The sequence below is a fragment of the Paenibacillus sp. FSL K6-0276 genome (genome assembly GCF_037977235.1).
Classification (GTDB): domain Bacteria; phylum Bacillota; class Bacilli; order Paenibacillales; family Paenibacillaceae; genus Paenibacillus_AQ.
The window spans coordinates 5061210-5082332 of the sequence record NZ_CP150276.1 but is presented as its reverse complement, the minus strand read 5'-3'; the positions used below and the strand labels follow the sequence as shown (position 1 = coordinate 5082332).

Sequence of the window (21123 nt, the reverse complement as noted above, 5' to 3'; positions counted from 1 at the left end):
CCGCAACCGCAATCGCTATAATAGCTTTAATAGGCGCAAACAGCATACATAAGACGGCAACGATGATCGGCTGTCCTAGTGCTGTTGCCACCCGAAATGCAAACGTTGATCATGACCATTTTTATCAGGCTTGTTATGAATAGTATGATGATCGACCACGACTGCCAGTCGTTGACCAGCTCAAGCATTTGCTCCTCACCGGAATACATCGTATACGGCAAAAACATGCCAACTACGCCAAGCACCATTCCAGTTATGATCGCACGAGCAAATTTGTGAGTTGCAAGCGGAGCAAAAACAACCGCTACAAGCTTCTGGCAAAGCAAGAATAATGCACCGAATAGCATACCTGCAATAACGAGAGGCATAAAAGCAATAAGTTCAATAAGACTAAAGGTCTTCATAGTAAAGCTTGCAAACTCCATACCGCTGTATGCAAACAGTTCTCCAACGTCGAGTGCCGATTTAAGCAGTTTGAGCTTGAGCAGTGGAACGCTATCGCCATCCTTTAATGCATCAACAACGAGCTATACAGCAAGCGTAGGTAATGAAGTAACGAGCATTGAAATAACGTCAACAACAGTGGATGCAGGTGCGTCGGTAACGGTAAATGGCTCATCTGTGACCAGTGGAGATAAGCAGGTTGTACCGTTGAACATAGGAAATAATGTTATAACGATCGTGGTGACCGCAGCGGTAAGAACAACCCAAATGTATACCGTCACGGTGACAAGAGAAAGTAGTAATAGTAGTGGAAGTAATGGAAGTAGCGGGAATAACAATACCACTACGTCAGATCTATTTTGGATTAATGGTAAAACGGTTTCTGTTGGAACAATCTCTGCTTCTCTAAGCAATGGGCAGACGGTTAATACGTTAAAATTCGATTTCAATACTCTTGCTCAAATCCTTGAGCAGGAAGGTGAACACTCCATTTTGACAATCCAGGACAATAACAATTCGGATGTTTTTATCGGGGAGTTAAACGGTAGTTTAATACAATTACTACAACAATATCACAGTACTATACAACTTGTATTATCTAAAGGAAACTATACACTGCCTATTGATCAATTTGGGTTTGAAGACACGAGGGTCATAAGTAATATGTGTTCGACATGGGACACATCTGAAATAAAGAAGCCTAAGCCTGCCAAGTGAACTGTGACCCACAAGAAAGACACTTCTAAAAAAAATGACCTTATTGTGGGTCTTTTGTGTTTTAGTCAGAATATTGGAAAGGAGCGGGATATTGCTACCTTTGTAACTCTACGAAATCATTTATCACACCCTGCGAGCCCATGGGTTAAGTCAGATGACACGCTATCTATCTAAGCTCGCCACAGTGGCTACTACAGATGGCTTGGATCCGAGTAAAAGCGCCAACTTCGTGCAGCAGACGACGAGCATGATTTTGCTCTCTTATTAAGGAACACTTCGACGCATTAAAAAGAAAAACTGGTGCTTTGGTGATCAAGATGCGTTTGGAGCATTTTGATCACCGTGAATCACAAGAAGATCCGCCGATTAATGCGAAAATATAACCTTGTCGCGGGCATGGATTTGAATATATGTGTGTAGATTATTTTTGATATAATATAATTAAATTTTTAGTTATTGATTCCTGTTGTTAGGGAATAAAGAGAGAAAAGGAGAGATGGAAATGTCGTATATCGTTGATTTTAAAAATGTGTCTACGGTTGGTTTAGAGTCTTCACCTGTTGTAGAAGCACTTGCTGGTTTACGTGCTAATGAAGCACGTTACTTTATGAACAAGTACGAGCATGAATTTACAGTTGTCCCAGCTAGCGAAAGTCAGGAGAACCTTGATTATGTGAACCGAATTTTGAAAGAAGAACGGAATATTGAGTTTGCAGCCAAACCCTTAGAAACGTCGCGTTTTCAAGTGGGAAATATAAAATTTACCTATGTCTTTTATGAAGATGGTCTTGAGGTCAATGTTATGTATACGGTTGATGATCCTAAGAAGCGGGCCGTTGGTTTTAAGCTTTCTGAGGGGATGGAGGTACCAAAGGAGTTAGAAGAGAAGTTTAAGTTTGCTAGGCAGAAGTCTAAACTAGCCGGTACAATTCGGGGCTCGTTTTTTGTAATTAAAGGACAATATTAAAGTAAGCAAAAGCGCAAGTGGAGGAATCCAGCCATTGTGGTCTGTGTCGTCTATGCTGGATCAAGCCTATATGGGTGCGAAAATATTTGGGTACAGGATGGTTCGACTTGCAAGAACTTGTTGGTCAGTTGCTGCTCGCACCCTTTGAGTGAGAATAATATAAGCCTCTATTCCGAGTGGCGGAATAGAGGCTTTTGTCTATTTGCTATCTCCGCAAGCCAAGCTTCGAATTCAATGCTAAAAAAGCGCTACAACAACGAAAGAGATTTCCATAATGACAGCAGACACTTGTTAAGCTAGTGGAAATATTTCATGGTTTGATATAGGCGCATCTATTGAAATCCTTGAAATAATATCGTTTTCGATTATAAGAACGGACCTTATTTCATGATCCAAATACGGTAATAGTATTCGGAATAGGATGACCTCTAGAAATAGGGGGCTCCTTTTTTTTCGCCTTATAGATGTTAAGCTGAACCGTATCATAAATAGTGGTAAATTGAAGATTTAAACTAGGGGTCAGTCTTGGAGATTTTCCGAAAAGTGAAAAAGGAAAGGGGCTGTCCCAAACGATTCATCTAGATGTTGTCGAGGTAACGGGCTTTGTCACCAGCTTCGAAAACAACAATGTACGCTCCGTCCCAAGCTCTCTTCCTCCTCGTTCAAATTCGTCCTTAGTTGGTTGAAGTAGTCCTCGATATGGAAAAAACATCAAAATAATGGCCAAATCCCATAAAAAGGAGAAATTATAGATTTTCTATTCTGGAAAATATGGTATAATAGCCCAGATTGAATGGAAATCATTTCTTGCTCTATGAAATTTTACTTATATAGTTTTTTAATGGATGCGATGAAGCGTATTCTGTATATGGTCACTTGGAATATGTGAAGCTAATAGTGAACCCACTCCTTTTAAAAATATAAAAACATATTTTAGGAGGAATAGAAATGTCAAAGAAGGCAAAAGCAAAAAAGCTAATGGTTTCAGGGGTATTATTCGCTACATTGGTAGGAGGGGTATCAGAATCGGCATTTGCTGAAGTGTCTGCTGTAGGTGTTGAGTCAGCTCAAAGTAATACATTACATCAATCTGTTGGAACGTATTTAAATGCAGCACTAGCTATGTTAAGGGAATCTGATTTTACTAAAGAGGGCTCCTTTGAAGAAATGTCCACCACTTTTATGAATGCATATAAAATTGTATACGGTGAAAATAGTGATAACACAATCACGGCTGATGATATAAAGAATGTAGAACTTGCATTGGCTGAAATTAACAGTAGTTATAACAGCATTGTAGGAAGAATTCAACATGCGATCAGTGGATTGAATATTCAATTTACGAATGGTAGTTTAGAAGGGAAAGAAATTGCAGTCGCACAGTTGGATCAAATTATTAAAGAAGAAACAGACCTGAATTATGAATATGTAAACAAAACAACGATTGATTCTGCAACGAAAATTTTAGACCAATATAAATTAAAATTAGAACTAGCCAGAGCAGTACATGAAGCGAAATATACGGAACAATTGTTAAAAGAGCACGATTTTACACAAAACGGAAGCTTTGAATACATGTCTAGCTTTATTAGGGCTGCTGTCCAACGTGTTGACGGCGTTCGTTTTAACGGAATTGAAAATGAAGACACTAAATATGTATACGACGTGTTAGCTAAAGTGAACAGAAGTTACAATAGCATCGTAGGAAGAATTCAACATGCAATTCATGGTTTAGAGGTTCAATTTGCTAATGGAAGCCCAGAAGGTCAACAAATTGCCGTACAACAATTGGAGCAAATAATTGCAGAAGACAAAGAGTATGTCAATAATAAGACGATCACAGAAGCAACGAAAATTTTAGACCAATATAAAGCAAAATTAGCAGCGCCTCAAACCGCTGAAGTTCTAACGGGAACGAAACAGGAACAGTTATCCTATGGGTTAAAGGAAGTAGAGCTAACAACAGGAATGTTAGAAACTGCTGACTTTACAAAACAAGGTCAATGGGAATTAATGTCCAGTTATCTGAAAGCTGCAGTGGATAGAGCAGACTGGCTAAGAGGGGAAGGTGTTGATTTCTCTCAAGTAAAAGTAATCTATGATACTTTAGATAAAGTGAACAGAAGCTATAACAGTGTTGTGGCACGTATTCAACATGCAATCAATGGATTAGAAGTTCAATTTAATCAGGGCGGACTAGAGGGCCAAGAAATAGCTGTTGCTCAATTGGATCAAATTATCAAAGAAGAATCGAACTTGAATTTTGAATATGTAAACAAAACAACGATTGACTCTGCAACAAAAATTTTAGACCAATATAAATTAAAATTAGAATTGGCTAGAGCAGTACATGAAGCCAAATTAACAGAAAAGATGTTAAATGAAGCGGACTTTTCTAAATATGGAAACTGGGAGTTAATGGCCAGTTATATCGGTGCTGCAGTAGATCGGGTAAACGGTGTTCGTTTTAACGGAATTGAAAATGAGGATACTAAATATGTCTATGATACATTAGCGAAGGTGAACAATAGTTACAACAGTATCGTAGGTAGAATTTTACATGCTCTGTCTACATTGGAAAGTCAATATTACCATGGCACAGAAGAAAACCGCGCTATTGATTACAATACATTAATGACAATTCTCGAAGAGGAACATAGTTTCGGCATTGTCAACAGCGCAACTTTAGAAGGTGCTGCGGAAAAGGCAAAAGCATACTCTAAGGAAAATCCAGACCGCAAATAAATAATAAATGCCTGTATGAATTGGGGGGTTCACAACGATTAGTTGGGGACTTCCCAATTTTTTTTGACCATGCAAAGGGAGTGTAAAAGTTAGAGGCCTAACGAAATTTGCTTATAAAGATGACCCTATAAGATCAGCTCCGCAAGACGATGAGGGCGGAAATGTTGTTTTGAGGACTGTGGATGTAACAACAAAAAACTGACCTCTTGAGGTCAGTCAGATTGACGAGAATTGGCCGATCTCCCGATCTCCGTTGTCCATTTGCGTCGACTCTTCAAGTTCGCCTTCGGCGTGCCGCTACAAAGCTATATACGCTCTCGAAAGCTGGCCACCAGCTTGGAGACTTTGATGCAAACCGAGAAGCGGGTTCTAGATATTGCAATCGAATGCGGTTATGAACATGAGCAAACCTACATACGCGCGTTTAAACGTGAATATGGGCTTACGCAAAGTCCATTGAACGTGCCGCTATTAGTGGTACGTTCTTATTGTTTAGTAACAAAAAATTTGTCTGTTCGGAAAGGGGATTGTATGAATTATAACGAGGTTGTTTCAATCGGCGATACCTATTTACTTGCAGTCGTATCGGAGTTATTCGGCTTAGAAGGCTATGAGATTCAGCTGATTCCGGCACATGACGGAGGGCGGAATGTCGTATATACCTGTGAGAAAGAGGGCGCCGATGCCAAAATACTCAGAATCGCTTTCCTGCCTGACAGGAACCGTGAAGATTTTTTAGGAGAAGTTGAGTATATCAGGTATTTATTCGAGCATGGAGGAAGTGTCTCAGATGTAGTCAGCTCCAGGAAGGGGAATCTGCTGGAAGAAATCACTCATAACAATCATACCTTTTTTATCTGCCTGTTTGTAAAGGCCAAAGGGAAAATGCTTGTAGAAAATCATTATCGATACCGGGAAGGAGTTCCAATTACCGAGTATTATTATAATTGCGGTAAAGCCCTGGGGAAACTGCACCAGATATCGAAAGGGTATACTCCTGTCCATCGCCGGTATAGTTTTTTTGACAAATACAATGCCGAATATATCGATAAACTGATACCTAATTCCTTATCTCTTCTTAAGGAGAAGCTGATAGAGCTGCTTCATACCTTAAAAGGATTGGACAGGAACCAGGAGACTTTCGGTATGATCCATTTTGATTATAACGATGGGAATTATTCGATAGATTTTGATACCGGACAAATAACCGTATATGATTTCGATAATTCTTGTTACTGTTGGTATATGTTTGACTTGGCAGGTCTCTGGACGCAGGGAGTGGGCTGGATACAATTTGAACCAGACACCGGTAAACGTAAAAAGTTTATGGATGATTATTTCGAAACTGTCCTCGCGGGATACAGATCCGAGACCAAGATCGAAGATTCGATGTTGGAGAACTTGCCTTTATTTATTCAGGCGAGTGCCATGGAAAATATCGTTGACTCATTCGAGGTGATGCAGAACAGCGGTGAGAAACCGAAGTGTGATGAGGAACTGTCGTATCTCATAAAATGTCTGGAAGACGATATCCCGTTAAAGGGGTTTTTCCATGAAATCTACTCTTGTGAAGAGCCTTTTGAGTATGAGGAACGAAATATTTAGCCTTTTTGTTACGGCTTTCCCTTTACCTCCCACCCTATAACCCAGATCAGAATCCCAACGAGCAGTTATGGTCAAAACTAAATTCGCCGATAGACCCGTTAAGCTGAACCGTACCATAAATAGGGCGAAGTATCTAACCATAAAGGATGACTTTAATTCGGAGCCCACTCTCCTAGGAGATGGGTCTTTCTTGTTTCATATAAATCTCTTGCAGGTAACGTCACGTAACCAGATATACTAGGTTTAAGGTTACTAGTTGTAAACGGGAGGGGGGAGTAAACATGAAGGAAACTACATATTTCACGACTGGACAGTTGTCTAAGTGGACGGGATTAACGCTTCGAACCTTGAGATATTACGACCAGATAGGACTATTGACTCCAGACAAAGAGAATACAGGAGCTGTTCGAAGGTACGGAGTGGATGACCTAAGACGGCTGCAGCAAATTCAGACGCTGAAGTATGTGGGGTTGTCACTGGATGAGATCGGGGATCTTCTGGCTGCGGAGGCCGGTTTAGGTTGGAAGATTCGGAACTCGCTTCTTGCTCAGTTGGATGTGGTACGGCAGAAGATGCTCCATACCGAGAATGTCGTGAAGGTGATCCGAGGGGTGTTGGAGGACGCCGACGGGGGATGGAACCATCTGGCGGACATTATTCAGGCCGTACAGACGGAGCAGAAGTGGGGGGAACAGTATCGGAATGCATCTCGGTTACAATCCAGAATACACCTCTATGACCGATTCTGTACCAATCCACACGGATGGCACAAATGGGTATTCGATCAGCTTGGGCAGGAGCCGGATGTTCATTTGCTTGAGCTAGGCTGCGGAGACGGTTCCTTGTGGCTATGCAATGCTGATCGTATTCCGAAGAGTTGGCGCATCACGTTAACGGATGTGTCTGAAGGAATGCTGGAGGAGGCGCGGAGCCGCCTCAAAGGCTTGCCCCAATTTAAGTTCTTGTTGGTGGACGCGCAAGAAATTCCTTTCCATGACGGACAATTCGATAAAGTAATCGCCAACAATATGCTCTACCATGTGCAGAATATTCAGCGGGCTATCCAGGAAATACACCGTGTCATAAAACAAGACGGCCACTTCTACGCCACGACGATGAGCTTGCGGCACCTGCAGGAGGTGGAGCAACTGGGGACATCTTATGACCCGGGAATGGAGGTACTGGACCGCGTCATTGAGAATTTTCATCTGGACAATGCGGCCGGGCTGCTCTCGCCCTTTTTCCGTGAGGTTGAACCGTTTATTTATGAGGATAGCCTAAGAATCACCGAAGTAGAACCTCTGATTGACTATATGATTTCTACTCCCATGAATGCGCGGTTACGACTGCAGGGTCATGTATTGGATCGCTTTCGAGCCTATGTTGAGGAAATCCTAAAGCGTGAAGGCGCACTGCTGGTTACGAAAGAAAACTGTATGTATAAAGGGAGGAAGTAAGCATGATGGAGACGAACAACCCCAGAATCCGAAGTGTTACAGAGGAGATTCTGTCGGACAATTGGTATGTGCTGAAGAAGGTCACCTTCGAGTACCGGAAAGATAACGGGGTATGGGAGAAGCAGGCTCGTGAAGTGTACGATCGCGGCAACGGTGCGACCATTCTCCTCTATAATCGGGAAAATCAAACCGTTGTACTGACCTGCCAATTTCGGATGCCAAGCTATAAAAATCAAAATCCTACGGGCATGCTGATCGAAACATGCGCCGGATTGATGGATCGGGAGGCGCCGGAAGCAACCATTATTCGCGAAACGGAGGAAGAGACAGGCTACAAGCTCGCGAAGGTACAAAAAGTCGGAGAGGCTTATATGTCACCGGGGTCTGTTACGGAGATCGTGCATTTTTATGTCGCAGAGTACGACGCAACCATGACGTCGGGAAGGGGAGGCGGTCTGGACGAGGAACAGGAAAACATCGAGGTACTCGAATTGCCATTCCACCAAGCCCTAGAGATGATACGGACCGGCGAGATTCGGGATGGGAAGACGATCCTGCTGCTTCAGTACGCTGAGCTGCACGGGCTGCTTGAACGTAAGGCAGAAAGTGAGCCGGAGCGAATATCGCTGCATATTCTTGTCGCAGGGCCGTATCGGTCTGGAACCGGCGATGATTCAGAGAAAATCGAACAGAACGTCCGGTTCATGAACGAGATCGCCTTAAACATCTACGAAGCTGGCCATATGCCGGTTCTTGGGGAGTGGTACGCGCTGCCGCTGATCGCTACCGCAGGATCAACCGAAATTGGTGACGAGACGTTCAACCGCATTTTTCACCCGTCATCGACACGGCTAATCAACCACTGTGATGCAGTGTTGAGGGTAGGAGGTCCGTCGACGGGTGCGGATGAAATGGTAAAAGTCGCGAAGGAGAAGGGGAAGCTGATCTTTGAGAGGTTCGAGGATATCCCTAAGCTATATTCATAACTTAAATCGAAAACTCTTGTATGAGAGCACTAAGTATTGATTTACTTCAGAGGTAACGGCTTTCCGGAATGCTTCGAATTCGGCTAACTCCTCATCCTCTAACTTTGAGTTCTGAGTGACCTTCACAGCCAAAGCCTGATCTTGGTTAGGGTATAGGGGTACCGAGCGACTATTTCTTGACAACTGGAATCCAGACTTCGCAATAGTAATTTCCGATGCCGCAACTGCCGTAAATTTCGATGTCTGGCCCTTCTTGACCCTGCACTTAGCAAATGAAATATGGAAGAATAATACGGCGGAAATCATCAAGAAGCTTTCCCAGAAAGCAGTAATATTCTTTTCTATCAAATCAAATTTACCTACGAAAGGCACCCGATTGTCGGGTGCCTTTCGATTTCGCTGTATAGATGATACGGAGAACCGTACCACAAATAGGGCGAAATTTTTTGATGGGATCAAGCTGTTTTCTTGTTGTGGGGGATGGTTTGTGAAGCAAACTTGATCAATTCTGAGCAGGCTTAGTTTGTATATGCCTGTATGTCATTATCGTTCTACAAATGCTACCATCATAGTCGAGAAAGCAGATGCTGTATACCTCATCCATTTCAGAATTGGACATCATGATCAACCACATCTCGTTCTCCGTAAAGCGCTATATATCCATCAAATAGCATTTTGAAGACCTCTCCACGCAATAGTTTGTCTGTCCTCGGAAGGAACTGCCTCATCTATTATAATAACTGCTGCGGCTGCAATTAGAATCGACGTTATTGTCAAAGGCATACTCTATAGCTTCTCTGATGTGGTAACAGCAAAAATCCTTTTCATCTTTAATCTCCTTTGTTGATGATGAAGTCTTTAATGTTAGATGTTCGACAATGCTAAAAGGTTTTAGTTCAAGGGATATTAAGGATAGATATAAAATATATTTCCAGAAGGAGTGGAATGATCTTGACTCATAATTGAATGCGCTTTATAATACACGTATGCCACACGTGTGGCATATCGTTGGCGGGCAATATGACGAAGGAGGTCATTGGTGAAGAAGTTACCCAGGAAGATAATGATTTTATACTCACTTGGGCAGTTAGGTTGGTCGATTCTGGCCGGAATCATCGGGACATGGCTCATCTATTTTTATTTACCGCCTGAAGGATCGGGTATTCAAGTGGCGATTCCACAGGGCAGTGTCTTTATGGGTGTTACAATTATTGGCGTCATTATGGGATTAGCTACGATAATCAATGCAGTGACCGATCTATGGATTGCAAATTTAAGTGATAGAAGCAGGCACCGCCTTGGAAGAAGGACACCGTTTATGAGACGAAGCGCACTGCCTTGCGCACTTTTGCTCGTATGCATATTTATCGTGCCTTTTCAAAGCCAAGTCCATACGATTAACTCTTTCTGGCTTCTCCTCATAATACCGATCTACTATGTAGCGTTTACTTGTTATGTGATACCGTATACCGCACTCCTTGGCGAATTGGGCCGTTCTACGGAAGAGCGCATAGATCTGTCAACATATATTTCGGTAACCTGGTTTCTAGGGCTTATACTAGCAACCTTTGCACCAAGTATTTGGGAGACAACTATGGCTGTCTTTGACATTTCAAAGACAGCGTCGATTCAGTGGACGTTCGGAGCGCTTGCAATCCTGGCCTTCATCCTCATGCTCATACCTGCATATACGATTGATGAGACGAAATACGGTTCGACTAATGCGACAAGCCTGGACATCAAAACGTCGGTTAAAGCTGTTTTTAAAAATCGGGATTTTCGATATTTCTTAATAAGCGAGCTGGGTTATTGGTTTACGAACGGGTTCTTCCAATCTTCACTTGTCTACTATATTACGGTACTCGCAAGGGAGAAGGAGAATCATGTCGGATTAATTGTAACTGCGGTCGGCGTACTTTCTTTTATGCTCTATCCACTAGTCAACAGACTTAGTAAAAAGTACGGCAAGAAGAAATTGATGATTGTTTCGTTTCTGTTTCTTATTATTTCTTTCATCTATATATCGTTTATGGGGAAACTTCCATTTAGCGGTTTTCTGCAGCTTATTCCCATTATTGTTCTGTCTGCGGTTCCTGCGGCGATATCAGGTATATTACCGAATGCGATCATTGCGGATTGTGCTGTATATGACGCTAGTCAAAGTGGGGAAAACAAGGAAGCGTTGTACTTTGGCGTACGCTCATTTCTTACGAAATTTGGCACTGCATTATCTGTCATTCTACTACCCACTATATTGGCGATCGGGAAATCGATTGAGAATGATTCCGGGATCAGAATATCTGTTATTATTGCAGCCGTAGTTGCTCTTTTTTCCTTATTGGCACTTCTTAAATACAACGAAAAGAAAATTACATCTAAGGTTAATGCTACAAGTGATTTGTAAGCCCAAGATGATATCGACATAAGTTTAATTCGGAATTACTCCAATTTATATAGAAGAATAGGAGATGTTGATATGTTTAAAGTAAAGGGAAAACCATTTATGCCAATGGGAGGTCAGTCGAAAAACTCCAGCGCGTATAATGCGGAAGAATTGGCATCTGCTATTGCGGGCATCAAGACATTAGAAGGCAATACGCTGGAAGCTCCGGTTTATTGGGATAACGTTGAGCCGCAGGAAGGGCAATTTGATTTTTCTTCGGTTGATATGCTTCTGGAAGAGTGCCGAAAGCATGATTTACACCTTATCGTGTTGTGGTTTGCAACTTGGAAAAATGGCGAGATGCGTTATTGCCCGGGCTGGGTAAAGACAGACAAGAAGCGATTTTCTAGAGTGCTTCGCAGTGATGGCGCCCCTATGAATATCCTTTCAGCCTTTAGTGAGGAAGCGCTGCAGGCGGATACGAGAGCGTTCTGCGCATTGATGAAGCATCTAAAAGAAGTAGATGGTGACACGCAGACGATTATTGCGGTGCAAGTGGAGAATGAACCGGGTATTCTTGGCTGCGATAGAGATTATGGGCCTGAGGCGGAAGCCGCATATATTGGGCCTGTCGCTCCTCAGCTCCTCGAACATGTGAAGGGGCTAGGGAAGGGCCATACCTGGGACGCTTGGAAGAAGAACGGTTTCAAAGAACAAGGGAGCTGGAAAGACATCTTTGGCGCCTCGGGTGGCGAGTTCTGCACAGCTTGGTCTATTGCCAAATATATTGATCATATCGCTGCAGCAGGTCGTGCAGTATATAATATCCCATTGTATACTAATGCATGGATCTCGTTTCCAGGTTGGCCGATTCCGGGCTTCTATCCCGCTGGCGGGCCTACTAGAAACACGTTAGATATTTGGAAATTTACAGCGCCTAATCTGGATCTGATCGCACCGGATATTTACAATGTTAATTATAGTGACTACAGAGTTGTATGCGAAGACTATCGTCGGTTTGACAATCCTTTATTTGTTCCGGAATCCGGCACAGACGGGCTTAACGCGCGAAATATGCTTCGAGCGTTGGCTGATTACGACGCGATCGGTTATTTCTGTTTTGGCGTAGACAACGTCCTAGATGGGGAAGGCAATCTGATGGAAGATGCCGTATTATTCGTCGAAAGCTTCCGTAGTGTAATGAGTTTATTGCCGTTGATTCAGAAGTATCAAGGTACAGGCAAAATTCATGCCGTCGTAGAAGAGGATTATCAAATGAATCAGAGTTTTGAATTCGAAGACTACATCGGAGCAGTACCTTTTATCGATATGGGCCCATTGAGCGATCACAAGGATCATAGACATACCCGTAATCCTCAGTTGACTGCAGGACGACCTAGACACGGGCTTATTATTGAAGCCGGACCACAAGAATTTTACTTAGCAGGCAACTTCCATCTCTTTATGGTTCCTGGGTCAGGGCCTGGATGGTTGGATGCTATGAAAATGTCGCTAGTATCAACCCCTGTGGACTATCTTACTGTAGAGGAAGGATATTTGACCGAATCAGGTGAATTTGTACCGACGCGAACTCGAAATGGAGATGAAGCCGTGTTCGGAAGTTTCTGGGCCACACCGTATTGCGGAGTTGTAAGAGTCATTCTAACTCCATAGCTATTGAATAACAGCCATGCCAGCGCACATGAAATCGAAGTTGACAAACTCCGATTTTTATGTGCGCTGTATTCCGGTTAGTATAATCTTCCGAAATGATTTGTGAAAATCAATATTATCGCAATATTCATACTTCAAGTGGTTCTCTCTCAGAATTAGCCGTTGGAAGAGGGAGATAAAACTGTGGCTAATAAAGTGATACAACTCTTCGGCCGTCATATCATTACGAATGGAGCCATCTGTCACGCCATCGCGAATATAAAGAAATAGCTGGTCCTGACTTGGATTTAAAGCTTCTATAAACGATTGCTCCAACTCTGGATTAGGATAATCCCCCTGAAAATATCGGTCGAACTCGGCAGTGAACTTGATCTGTTCTTTGACGTTTTCAAGATCAATCCGAAAAAAATACGCTGTTACTTTTTCGAAACCGGTTTTGCCGGTCATGTCTCCTAAATCCAATGTGAGATAGTCCTGAAGTTGCTTCATCACCATGACCTCAATTTCAAAGGCTAATTCATCCTTCGTGGGGAAATAACGATAGAGAGTTCTTCTATTGATATTAATAGCTGCTGCAATATCTGTCATTTGTACATTTGCAATCCCGAGCGTAATAAATTGTTTTTCCGCTTCTATTAGTATGCGTTGTCTTGTTGTTGGTTTGTCCACTCCATTACCCCCGCTTATTCATAGTATTATCTATCCGTGCTTGCCTATCAACCAGATGGCGCGCGATAAATGGAGTATACCTTTATTATTCCAAGCATTGCAAGCACTAGACTTATTCGACGATGCAGCGTACTGTTGGCGCTTCTGCCGCTTCGCCGATCCGACTTATCGGAGAGCAAATATTTGCGTGTATTGGATGAGCTTAAGGAAAAAAGCGTTAGTGCATAATCCACGGGGAGGTTTCGGAATTGAGGAAGATACTGACAACGATCAAACGTTATATCTATTGGAAATTCGAGTATAAAAACCAGCCGCCGGTATTTCCGTTCTGGTGCGATACGGGAGGCAAAGCGGAGGCGGGGGCCGGATTAAGGCATACGGTGGGAGAAGACGAAAGCATCGTATGGGAGGTAGCGCAGGATAAGCGGATTCCGCATTACGACCACCTGGAAATGAGCGGATTTCTCGTTTCGGCTATTATCTCTTATGGCGTCAACAAGAAAGGCGAATTAAGACTGAGCCGCCATGTCGTCTTTCCGACCCTGCGCAAGATCCCGAACGAGACAAGAGGCAGCTTGTCCCATAACTTCGACTTGTCCGTCTCCGCGGGAATCAAGGTCAACGGTGTCAAAGTAAGCTCGGAATATCCGCGCCGGATCAGAATCAAAGGGCTTCTGGAGATAGCCTCCGACACAAGTCAGGGGCTAGAAATCGTGCGAACGCTGATGCCAACGGTACATAGTCCTGCCTTGATCGAGAAAGTGACGCTCATCAATAAGACGGGAAACGCTATGCTCATCGAAGTTGCCTCCCCAGGCTACCTTCATTTGACCGATCCGAAGCGGGGGGTAGAAGGCGCTTACGAGGTGAGTGCGGGTTTGGCAGAAGATTCAGGCCGCTTCGTAACGGGCGAAGAGAACGGAGGCTGTCTGAACCTGGAGCCCGGGGATAAGAAGACCTATTATGTAGTGTTTGCCGCAACGAAAGAACAGCAAGGGATTACAGTCCATTCCGCCGAAGAGGAGCGCGCAAGACTCGCGCTTGTGGACGAGTGGCTTGGCTCATTGAAGCTGGAGACGCCGGATCCGGTTCTAAACACCGCATTTAATTTCGCCAAGGTGCGCGGCAGCGAAAGCATTTTTCGGACGAAAAACGGGCTTATGCACGGACCCGGAGGCGGAAGCTATTATGCGGCTTTATGGACGAACGATCAATGCGAATACATGAATCCGTTCTTCCCCTTTCTGGGCTATGACGCGGGCATTGAGCAGAGCATCAATTGCTATTCGCTCTATATGGACCGTATGGACTCCGAGTATAAGAAGCCGCTTGTGTCGAGCATTATCGCGGAAGGGGATGATTACTGGAATGGAGCGGGCGATCGTGGAGACGCCGCGATGTTCGCATACGGTGCCGCCAGGTTCTGCCTCGCATACGGAAACCGGACGGCGGCGAAAAAGCTGTGGCCGGGAATAGCATGGGCGATCGAGTTCTCCCTGCGGCAGAAGACCACGGAAGGCGTCATCCGCAGCGATTCGGATGAGCTCGAGAACCGGTTTGAATCGGGAGAGGCCAACTTGTTCACTTCCTGCTTGCTCTATGACGCACTCCACAACGCTTCCCTGCTGGCGAAGGAGCTTGGGGAAAACCAAGATGTCGTGAGAAAGCTTTCGGAAGAGGCGGTACTGCTAAAGTTAGCTATCGAAGCGTATTTCGGCGAGCGAGTGGAAGGTTATGAAACCTATCGCTACTATAAAGGCAACGAGGTACTAAGAGCTTGGATTTGCGTACCGCTTACGATGGGGATTTACGAGCGTAAAGCTGGCACGCTACAGGCGTTGTTCTCGCCTAGACTATGGGGAAGCAATGGCCTCAGCTCGCAAGCGGGCAAGGAGACGTTCTGGGACCGTTCGACGCTGTATGCGCTCCGAGGGGTGTTTACCGCGGGCGAGCCGGATCTCGCATTGAAGCATCTTACGCATATGACGAAGCAGCGGTTGCTGGGTGAGCACGTACCTTACTCGGTCGAAGCCTATCCGGAAGGCAATCAGCGCCATCTGTCAGCAGAGAGCGGCCTCTATGCCCGTATTTTCACCGAAGGTATGTTTGAAATTAGGCCGACCGGGTTTAAGACGATGACTTGCAATCCGCATCTTCCCAGCACATGGAATGAGGCTGCTTTGCGGAATGTGAAGGCATTCCAAACGACATTCGACTTGGAAGTCAACAGAAGCGAGTACGGCAGAAGACTCAAGGTTTACGAGAAGGGCCAGTTAATCTTTGATCGTATAGCGGATGAGGGCGAATCGTTCAACGTCGTATTTATCGAACTTAAGGAAACGGAGTGAGGTACGTATGGAGGAAAAGACAAGTTTAGGCTTCAAGTGGTTGTACGGGGTGAATGCTTTCGGCAACGGGCTGCTCGGCGGGTTCGTATCTTCGTACATTATGATTTTCTTCAGCGATGTCACTCTTGTTCCCGTAGCTTTCATCGGCTCGCTGTTTTTCGCCGTCAAAATACTCAATATGTGCGTAGCTCCGGTGATGGGCGTCGTCATCGACCGCACGAACAGCCGCTGGGGCAAAATAAAGCCCTGGCTACTGGTCGGCACGCTCCTGATGCCGCCGACCGCCGTTTTAATGTTCACGAATACCGGATTTACCGGGGCGCGGCTGTTAGTTTACGTATCGATCGTGTACGTGATGTGGGGCTTGTTCAGTACCGTATTCGGCACGGCTCTGGGTTCGGTGTTCCCGACATTAACGCGCAATGTAGAAGAGAGGCGCAAACTTTCCGTCATTCCGGCGATCGGCGGAGTGCTGGGGGATTTCACGACCGTTGGCGCCGTATTGCCGCTGATCGCGGTCATTGCCGCCACCCAAGCGCAAGGCTATTTACGGTTGGGACTTCTATTCGCCGCCTTATTTTTCGTCAGCAATCTATTCTTCATTAACAAATACAAGGAACGGGTCACAGCTGAATCGACTGAGCAGTTGAAGCTAAGAGACATCATTAAGACCGTGTCGCGCAACGATCAGCTACTTATCCTGCTCATCGTGAACTTCTTCTTGAACGTCGGGGTATTTATCACGATGGGCACCGCACTCTATTTTTTTAAATACAATATGGGTAACGAAGGCATGTTCGCCACATTCGGAATTACCGTAGGTTTGTCGCAAGTGTTGATGATGACCTTATTCCCGAAACTCATGAAAAAGCTATCGAAGAAAGCAGCGTTCCAGGTCGCAGGGTTAACTTTGATCGTGGGCTATGTGATATTATTCGCGGCCAAGGGAATCATGGGCACCTTCTTCCCCATCGTGTATGTCGGCGGAATTATGCTTTATTTGGCGCTAGGCATCACTACCGCCCTCATGCCGATCTTCTATGCGGATATTATCGATTATGGCGAGTGGAAAACGGGCGAGCGCAACAACTCCACGATCATATCCATTTCTTCTTTGGTCAGCAGCTTCAGCGACGCCACGAAAGAATTGATCGTCGGGTTGACGTTGGCTTTCATTGGATTCGCGCCCAATGTCGTGCAATCCCAACATACGCTGGACGGCATCCTGTTCCTGATGACGTGCATTCCGATGATCGTGATAACGATAGCAGTAATCGTATTTACGTTGTTCTACAAGCTTAACGACGGATTCTACAATCGCATTCTTAAGGATTTGGAGAATCGGGCATGATTACGATTCCTTGTATCAAGTGTAACTATATTTGAATATAAGGTTATATTGTTTTTACCTTCCTTCGTCTGTCCAGAATACAGCTTTGCAAATATAGGTTCAATATAGTATCTAAAAATTCTTTGTCTTGAACAAGGTCATGGATACCGAATGCTTCATCAATTAATTCATTGATGCGGTCATAATCGTCTTTCATAATCTCTCTCCTTAGGAGAGAGTCAAGAATGGGAATGGACAATGTAACGAAGGAGGGACATAAATGAAAAACCTGTTTTCGATCGGTGAAGTTACCAAAATAAAAGAGGTATCTATAAAAGCCCTGAGATATTATCACAAAATGGGCATCCTGGTTCCAAGGTATATCGATCCCACGACAGGTTATCGGTATTATTCCTTAGATCAATTTATTTATTAAAACGTCATTAAAGGCTGTCGTTCTTTTGGCACCAGTATTAAAGAACTTCAGGAGATTTTTAAAGAAAGCAACACTGACAAATTAATCGGATTTCTACAACTGAAGAGACAGGAAGCGGAAGAAAATCTGAAACAAGTAAAAGAGGTTATTCAAAATATTGATAATTTAAATAAGAGTGTCGAGTCCTCAAAAGAAATCTTGAATCAGGATCAGATCGTTATTCAATTTTTTGAGAAGCGTTATGTGTTGACAGCGCCATGCAGAGAAGCGGGGAGCCTTAAGGAGCTGTTGTATTATTCAGAGTTGGAGAAGATCATACGGAGTCAGCAAAGAAAAATGACCATGGAGAGAGGCATTCTGTACATCCTGAATGCAGAGGGGGAACTCGAACCCCGATATGTGCTTCATGGTTTTGAAGGGGACGAAAGCACAGAAGCCGATTCATATGTGTAAATCCTTCCGGAAGGAAGGTATGTAACTTTGGCTTATTGTAAGGAAAACGAAGTGGAACGCGTAAAAAAAGTACTGAACTATATAGAAAAAAACAGTCTGAACGTAAAAAAATATATTGAGATAGAATTATATAACGATTTGTTTGATACTGAATCCTACAGTTGTCAAATCCAAATGCTGATCGAAGAGGACAATGGAAAGGGATTTTAATTTAAAAAAGAACCCTAAACTTTTGGTTTTAGGGTTCTAATTATGAACTACAAACGTAATCTATTTATTCGCTTTTCGTCCTACGAATACCCAGTACAGAGATAAACTGAAAAGGGTAATGAATACGAGAATGAATAGGATATTACTAAACATGGATGCATCCGAATTGCTCGTAATTCCTAGGAAGCTGTTTCGCATAGCGGAATGGTCCATCATAGCTGCTGTATAGGCAATTCCGATTGACATCGCGACATTCAGTGTTAAATTAAAAAATCCGACGGCTGTTCCAGCTTTTTCTTTTTCAATCGTACGAATGCAAGAATCAAGTATTGGTGCATACATGAATGCAAATGAGCTAGAGAATAACACCATGGAGATCACGAATACAACAACAGAAGTTTGTATAAAGAATGCTCCTAATAGTAAGCTGACTACAATACACGACATAGCGATTGTAATACATTGCTTGCTTCCCAGAAACTTTGCGATTTTTCCAGAAAGAGCTCCGACGATCGTAGCTCCTATAAAGCCTGGAATCATTAATAGAGAAATGGTATCGAGCTTCAAACCATAAATCTTTTCAAGTAAGAACGGAAATAAGAAAATATACGCTAACTGTACAGAGTAAATTACAAAGGCAACGCCAAGCAAGGAGATAAACTGTTTATTTTTGAAGAATGATATTCCAATAAACGCTTTTGAGTTCTTACTGATATAAATAAGGAACAATGTAATTGCAACAATAAACAAGAGAAGGTAAATCCAATTGAAATCGGTTATATATAGTAGTAGGGCTGCTGAGATGGTTCCCACGAGAAATAATCCTAATACATCGACATTACTGTTTTTCGTTTCTTCCTTAGGAAGATATTTTAAAATAAACGGAAGAGTGAAAAGGGTTACTAAAGAAACTAAAAACAGCGTTGTCCAATGGAAGTACGTAGAAACGTAAGCTCCAGTTAATGTACCTATAAGCTGTGAAAGAGCAAAACTGCTTGTACTTAATCCTAAAAATTTCTTTTGTTCATTTGCAGGCAAATGTTTGGTTACAAATATAACATATAGTGTTTCAGCTGATGCTAAACCTGCCGTTTGGATCATTCGTGAGATAACAACGAGTAAAAACGAATGTTGGAAAACATATCCCATGACTGAACCGATACATATTAAAATGATACCAGCGATAAAAAGTTTTCTGATACTAATGGAATCCGCCAAAGCTGCGTAAACAACCGCCCCAATCCCAACCACAAGGCCAGCTAGGGTTGCTTGCCAGCTAACTGTTGTCGCCGAAATGTGGAAATCCTTTGCCATATCAACAGAAATAATCTTAAACGAATTGTCAATGATCAAACATAATAGAAATAATAGCAAGGTAATAGGTACTGCTTTCTTAATATTAAATTCCTGAGGTTTCTTCATACACACATCTGCAGTTTTGGTTGACATAGCTATATTCTTCTCCTTTGTTGTTTCCTTCTAATGATGTTTAACAAGGTAGCGCTTCCATGAATAACCCAAAAATAATTACTCTTTGCGATTTCATAGTCATGCATGATAAATCTTTGAATCATACAACATTGTATAGTTGTCTAACAACTTGTATATTCCTTAACAATGAGAATAGTACCACACCTTTATCTCACTGACAAGCTTTCAAAATTTGTCTTTTTTGTTACAAAAAAAACGATGTATTCATAAGAAATACACCGCCTCCAAATTAATGAATTGTTTATTCGGTTATTTAGATGTTTTAATCCTAATTTGACTAAATTCTATGGGTATATAGTATTTATTATAAACAACAGGGTATTTATCGCTGATATATACACTTTCTAGTATCAAATCACATTCCTCTCCGTGGGAAAGTTGGTATTTCAATGACGGAGTATTGACGGAATCAGAACGTTTAATTTCAATGGTAGAAGAATTAGCTAGGTCATACACCTTTTCTTCTAACATTTCTAATAATTGCTTCTCGTTTTGTAAGTCAAGATTTAATTTGGAGACGGCTTCTATTGGCATCATCGTAAAAGCAAAAGCTACGATCTTATCGTTACTCTTATACCAGCGTTCCATTGCAACAACTGCAGTCGTTTGTTGATTTAATACTTGCATGGCATAGTCCGTTAATAGGTCAATTCGGAAATTAAGTTCGATATCATCTATGTTCCCCGTATAGCATTTATATAAGGGGTTCCCCAACTTCTCCAAGCCATCCATACTTTCATTATGATGAAATTTTGTAATGAAATTTCCTTTTCCATGGATATTTTTAACCAACCCATCCTCCTGCAGAAGTGCCAAAGCATGTCTCAATGTCATTCTGCTTACACCAAATTTTTTGGCCAATTGGGGTTCTGTTGGAAGTTGGCTGTCGGGAGGGAATGCTCCATCCATGATTAATTTATACAATTGATCATATACAATAACGAATAGTGGTTTTTTTTGTTTATTGTGTTCATGAAGTTTATTGATCATTTTCTTATACCCCTATAGTTTTTTATTCATGAGTTATAAATTCCATTTCTTCTCGTTCTTCTTTTCTTGAATCTATTGTAACTTACTTTTCTATGGAAATGTAGATGCTAGACAATTACGTCGAATAGATTAGGTGTCATTAAATCCCTTTTTTGTATTTTCTCAATTAGCCAATTATCAAAATCTATTGCTTCTTTAATAGTTCAGTAGCATTTCGC

The 21123-nt window shown here is 42.8% G+C and carries 16 protein-coding genes, 1 pseudogene and 1 riboswitch; of the genes and pseudogenes, 12 read left to right on the top strand and 5 right to left on the bottom strand.

The window, feature by feature from the left end; genetic code table 11:
- Positions 1-26 precede the first annotated feature (26 nt).
- Complete coding sequence (locus MHH52_RS23990) at positions 27-425, bottom strand: chloride channel protein (RefSeq protein ID WP_340004809.1); 399 nt, start codon at positions 423-425, stop codon at positions 27-29.
- A gap of 49 nt (positions 426-474) precedes the next feature.
- On the opposite strand from MHH52_RS23990, the gene MHH52_RS23985 reads away from it, so the two are divergent.
- The 8 genes from MHH52_RS23985 (at position 475) to MHH52_RS23950 (ending at position 12978) form a co-directional block, all read left to right on the top strand.
- On the top strand, positions 475-1161 hold the full coding sequence (locus tag MHH52_RS23985) for a cadherin-like beta sandwich domain-containing protein (RefSeq protein WP_340004807.1): 687 nt from the start codon (positions 475-477) through the stop codon (positions 1159-1161).
- 502 nt (positions 1162-1663) lie between these two features.
- Positions 1664-2128 (top strand): phage tail protein, encoded by a 465-nt coding sequence (locus MHH52_RS23980; protein WP_313637123.1) that lies wholly within the window; start codon positions 1664-1666, stop codon positions 2126-2128.
- A gap of 834 nt (positions 2129-2962) precedes the next feature.
- Positions 2963-3046, top strand: a riboswitch (cyclic di-GMP riboswitch).
- 30 nt (positions 3047-3076) lie between these two features.
- Positions 3077-4873: a hypothetical protein gene (locus MHH52_RS23975; RefSeq protein WP_340004804.1), complete on the top strand. Its 1797-nt coding sequence runs from the start codon at positions 3077-3079 to the stop codon at positions 4871-4873.
- A gap of 231 nt (positions 4874-5104) precedes the next feature.
- Positions 5105-6478, top strand: a complete 1374-nt coding sequence (locus MHH52_RS23970; RefSeq protein ID WP_340004802.1) for a phosphotransferase — start codon at positions 5105-5107, stop codon at positions 6476-6478.
- A 281-nt stretch (positions 6479-6759) separates the two neighbouring features.
- On the top strand, positions 6760-7935 hold the full coding sequence (locus MHH52_RS23965; protein ID WP_340004800.1) for a methyltransferase domain-containing protein: 1176 nt from the start codon (positions 6760-6762) through the stop codon (positions 7933-7935).
- 2 nt (positions 7936-7937) lie between these two features.
- Positions 7938-8921: a GDP-mannose pyrophosphatase NudK gene (gene nudK / locus MHH52_RS23960; RefSeq protein ID WP_340004798.1), complete on the top strand. Its 984-nt coding sequence runs from the start codon at positions 7938-7940 to the stop codon at positions 8919-8921.
- Between the two features lie 1063 nt (positions 8922-9984).
- Positions 9985-11325, top strand: a complete 1341-nt coding sequence (locus MHH52_RS23955) for an MFS transporter (protein WP_340004797.1) — start codon at positions 9985-9987, stop codon at positions 11323-11325.
- A 72-nt stretch (positions 11326-11397) separates the two neighbouring features.
- Positions 11398-12978, top strand: coding sequence for a DUF5597 domain-containing protein (locus MHH52_RS23950; protein WP_340004796.1), 1581 nt, complete (start codon positions 11398-11400; stop codon positions 12976-12978).
- A gap of 57 nt (positions 12979-13035) precedes the next feature.
- Here MHH52_RS23950 and MHH52_RS23945 read toward each other — a convergent pair whose 3' ends face one another.
- Complete coding sequence (locus MHH52_RS23945; protein ID WP_340004795.1) at positions 13036-13647, bottom strand: TetR/AcrR family transcriptional regulator; 612 nt, start codon at positions 13645-13647, stop codon at positions 13036-13038.
- A 69-nt stretch (positions 13648-13716) separates the two neighbouring features.
- Here MHH52_RS23945 and MHH52_RS23940 point away from each other — a divergent pair, with 69 nt between their 5' ends.
- From MHH52_RS23940 to MHH52_RS23930, 3 genes are read left to right on the top strand one after another with little or no spacing between them, the layout of a single operon-like run.
- Positions 13717-13875, top strand: a complete 159-nt coding sequence (locus MHH52_RS23940) for a hypothetical protein (protein ID WP_340004793.1) — start codon at positions 13717-13719, stop codon at positions 13873-13875.
- A gap of 20 nt (positions 13876-13895) precedes the next feature.
- Positions 13896-15995 carry a hypothetical protein gene (locus MHH52_RS23935; RefSeq protein ID WP_340004792.1) on the top strand — a complete coding sequence of 700 codons (2100 nt, stop codon included), beginning with the start codon at positions 13896-13898 and terminating at the stop codon, positions 15993-15995.
- A 7-nt stretch (positions 15996-16002) separates the two neighbouring features.
- Positions 16003-17346, top strand: coding sequence for a glycoside-pentoside-hexuronide (GPH):cation symporter (locus tag MHH52_RS23930; protein WP_313637146.1), 1344 nt, complete (start codon positions 16003-16005; stop codon positions 17344-17346).
- 43 nt (positions 17347-17389) lie between these two features.
- On the opposite strand, the gene MHH52_RS23925 is transcribed toward MHH52_RS23930, so the two are convergent.
- Complete coding sequence (locus MHH52_RS23925) at positions 17390-17542, bottom strand: hypothetical protein (RefSeq protein ID WP_340004791.1); 153 nt, start codon at positions 17540-17542, stop codon at positions 17390-17392.
- A 63-nt stretch (positions 17543-17605) separates the two neighbouring features.
- Between MHH52_RS23925 and MHH52_RS23920 the strand changes: the two are divergent.
- Positions 17606-18424 (top strand): annotated as a pseudogene (locus MHH52_RS23920) (helix-turn-helix domain-containing protein).
- A gap of 60 nt (positions 18425-18484) precedes the next feature.
- Here the strand turns inward: MHH52_RS23920 and MHH52_RS23915 are convergent.
- Together MHH52_RS23915 and MHH52_RS23910 are read right to left on the bottom strand one after the other, a co-directional pair.
- A complete protein-coding gene (locus MHH52_RS23915) occupies positions 18485-19873 on the bottom strand; it encodes an MFS transporter (RefSeq protein ID WP_313637149.1) in 1389 nt (462 codons plus the stop codon).
- 291 nt (positions 19874-20164) lie between these two features.
- Entirely contained in the window at positions 20165-20905 is a 741-nt protein-coding gene (locus tag MHH52_RS23910; protein ID WP_340004790.1) for a GntR family transcriptional regulator, read from the bottom strand.
- Positions 20906-21123 lie beyond the last annotated feature (218 nt).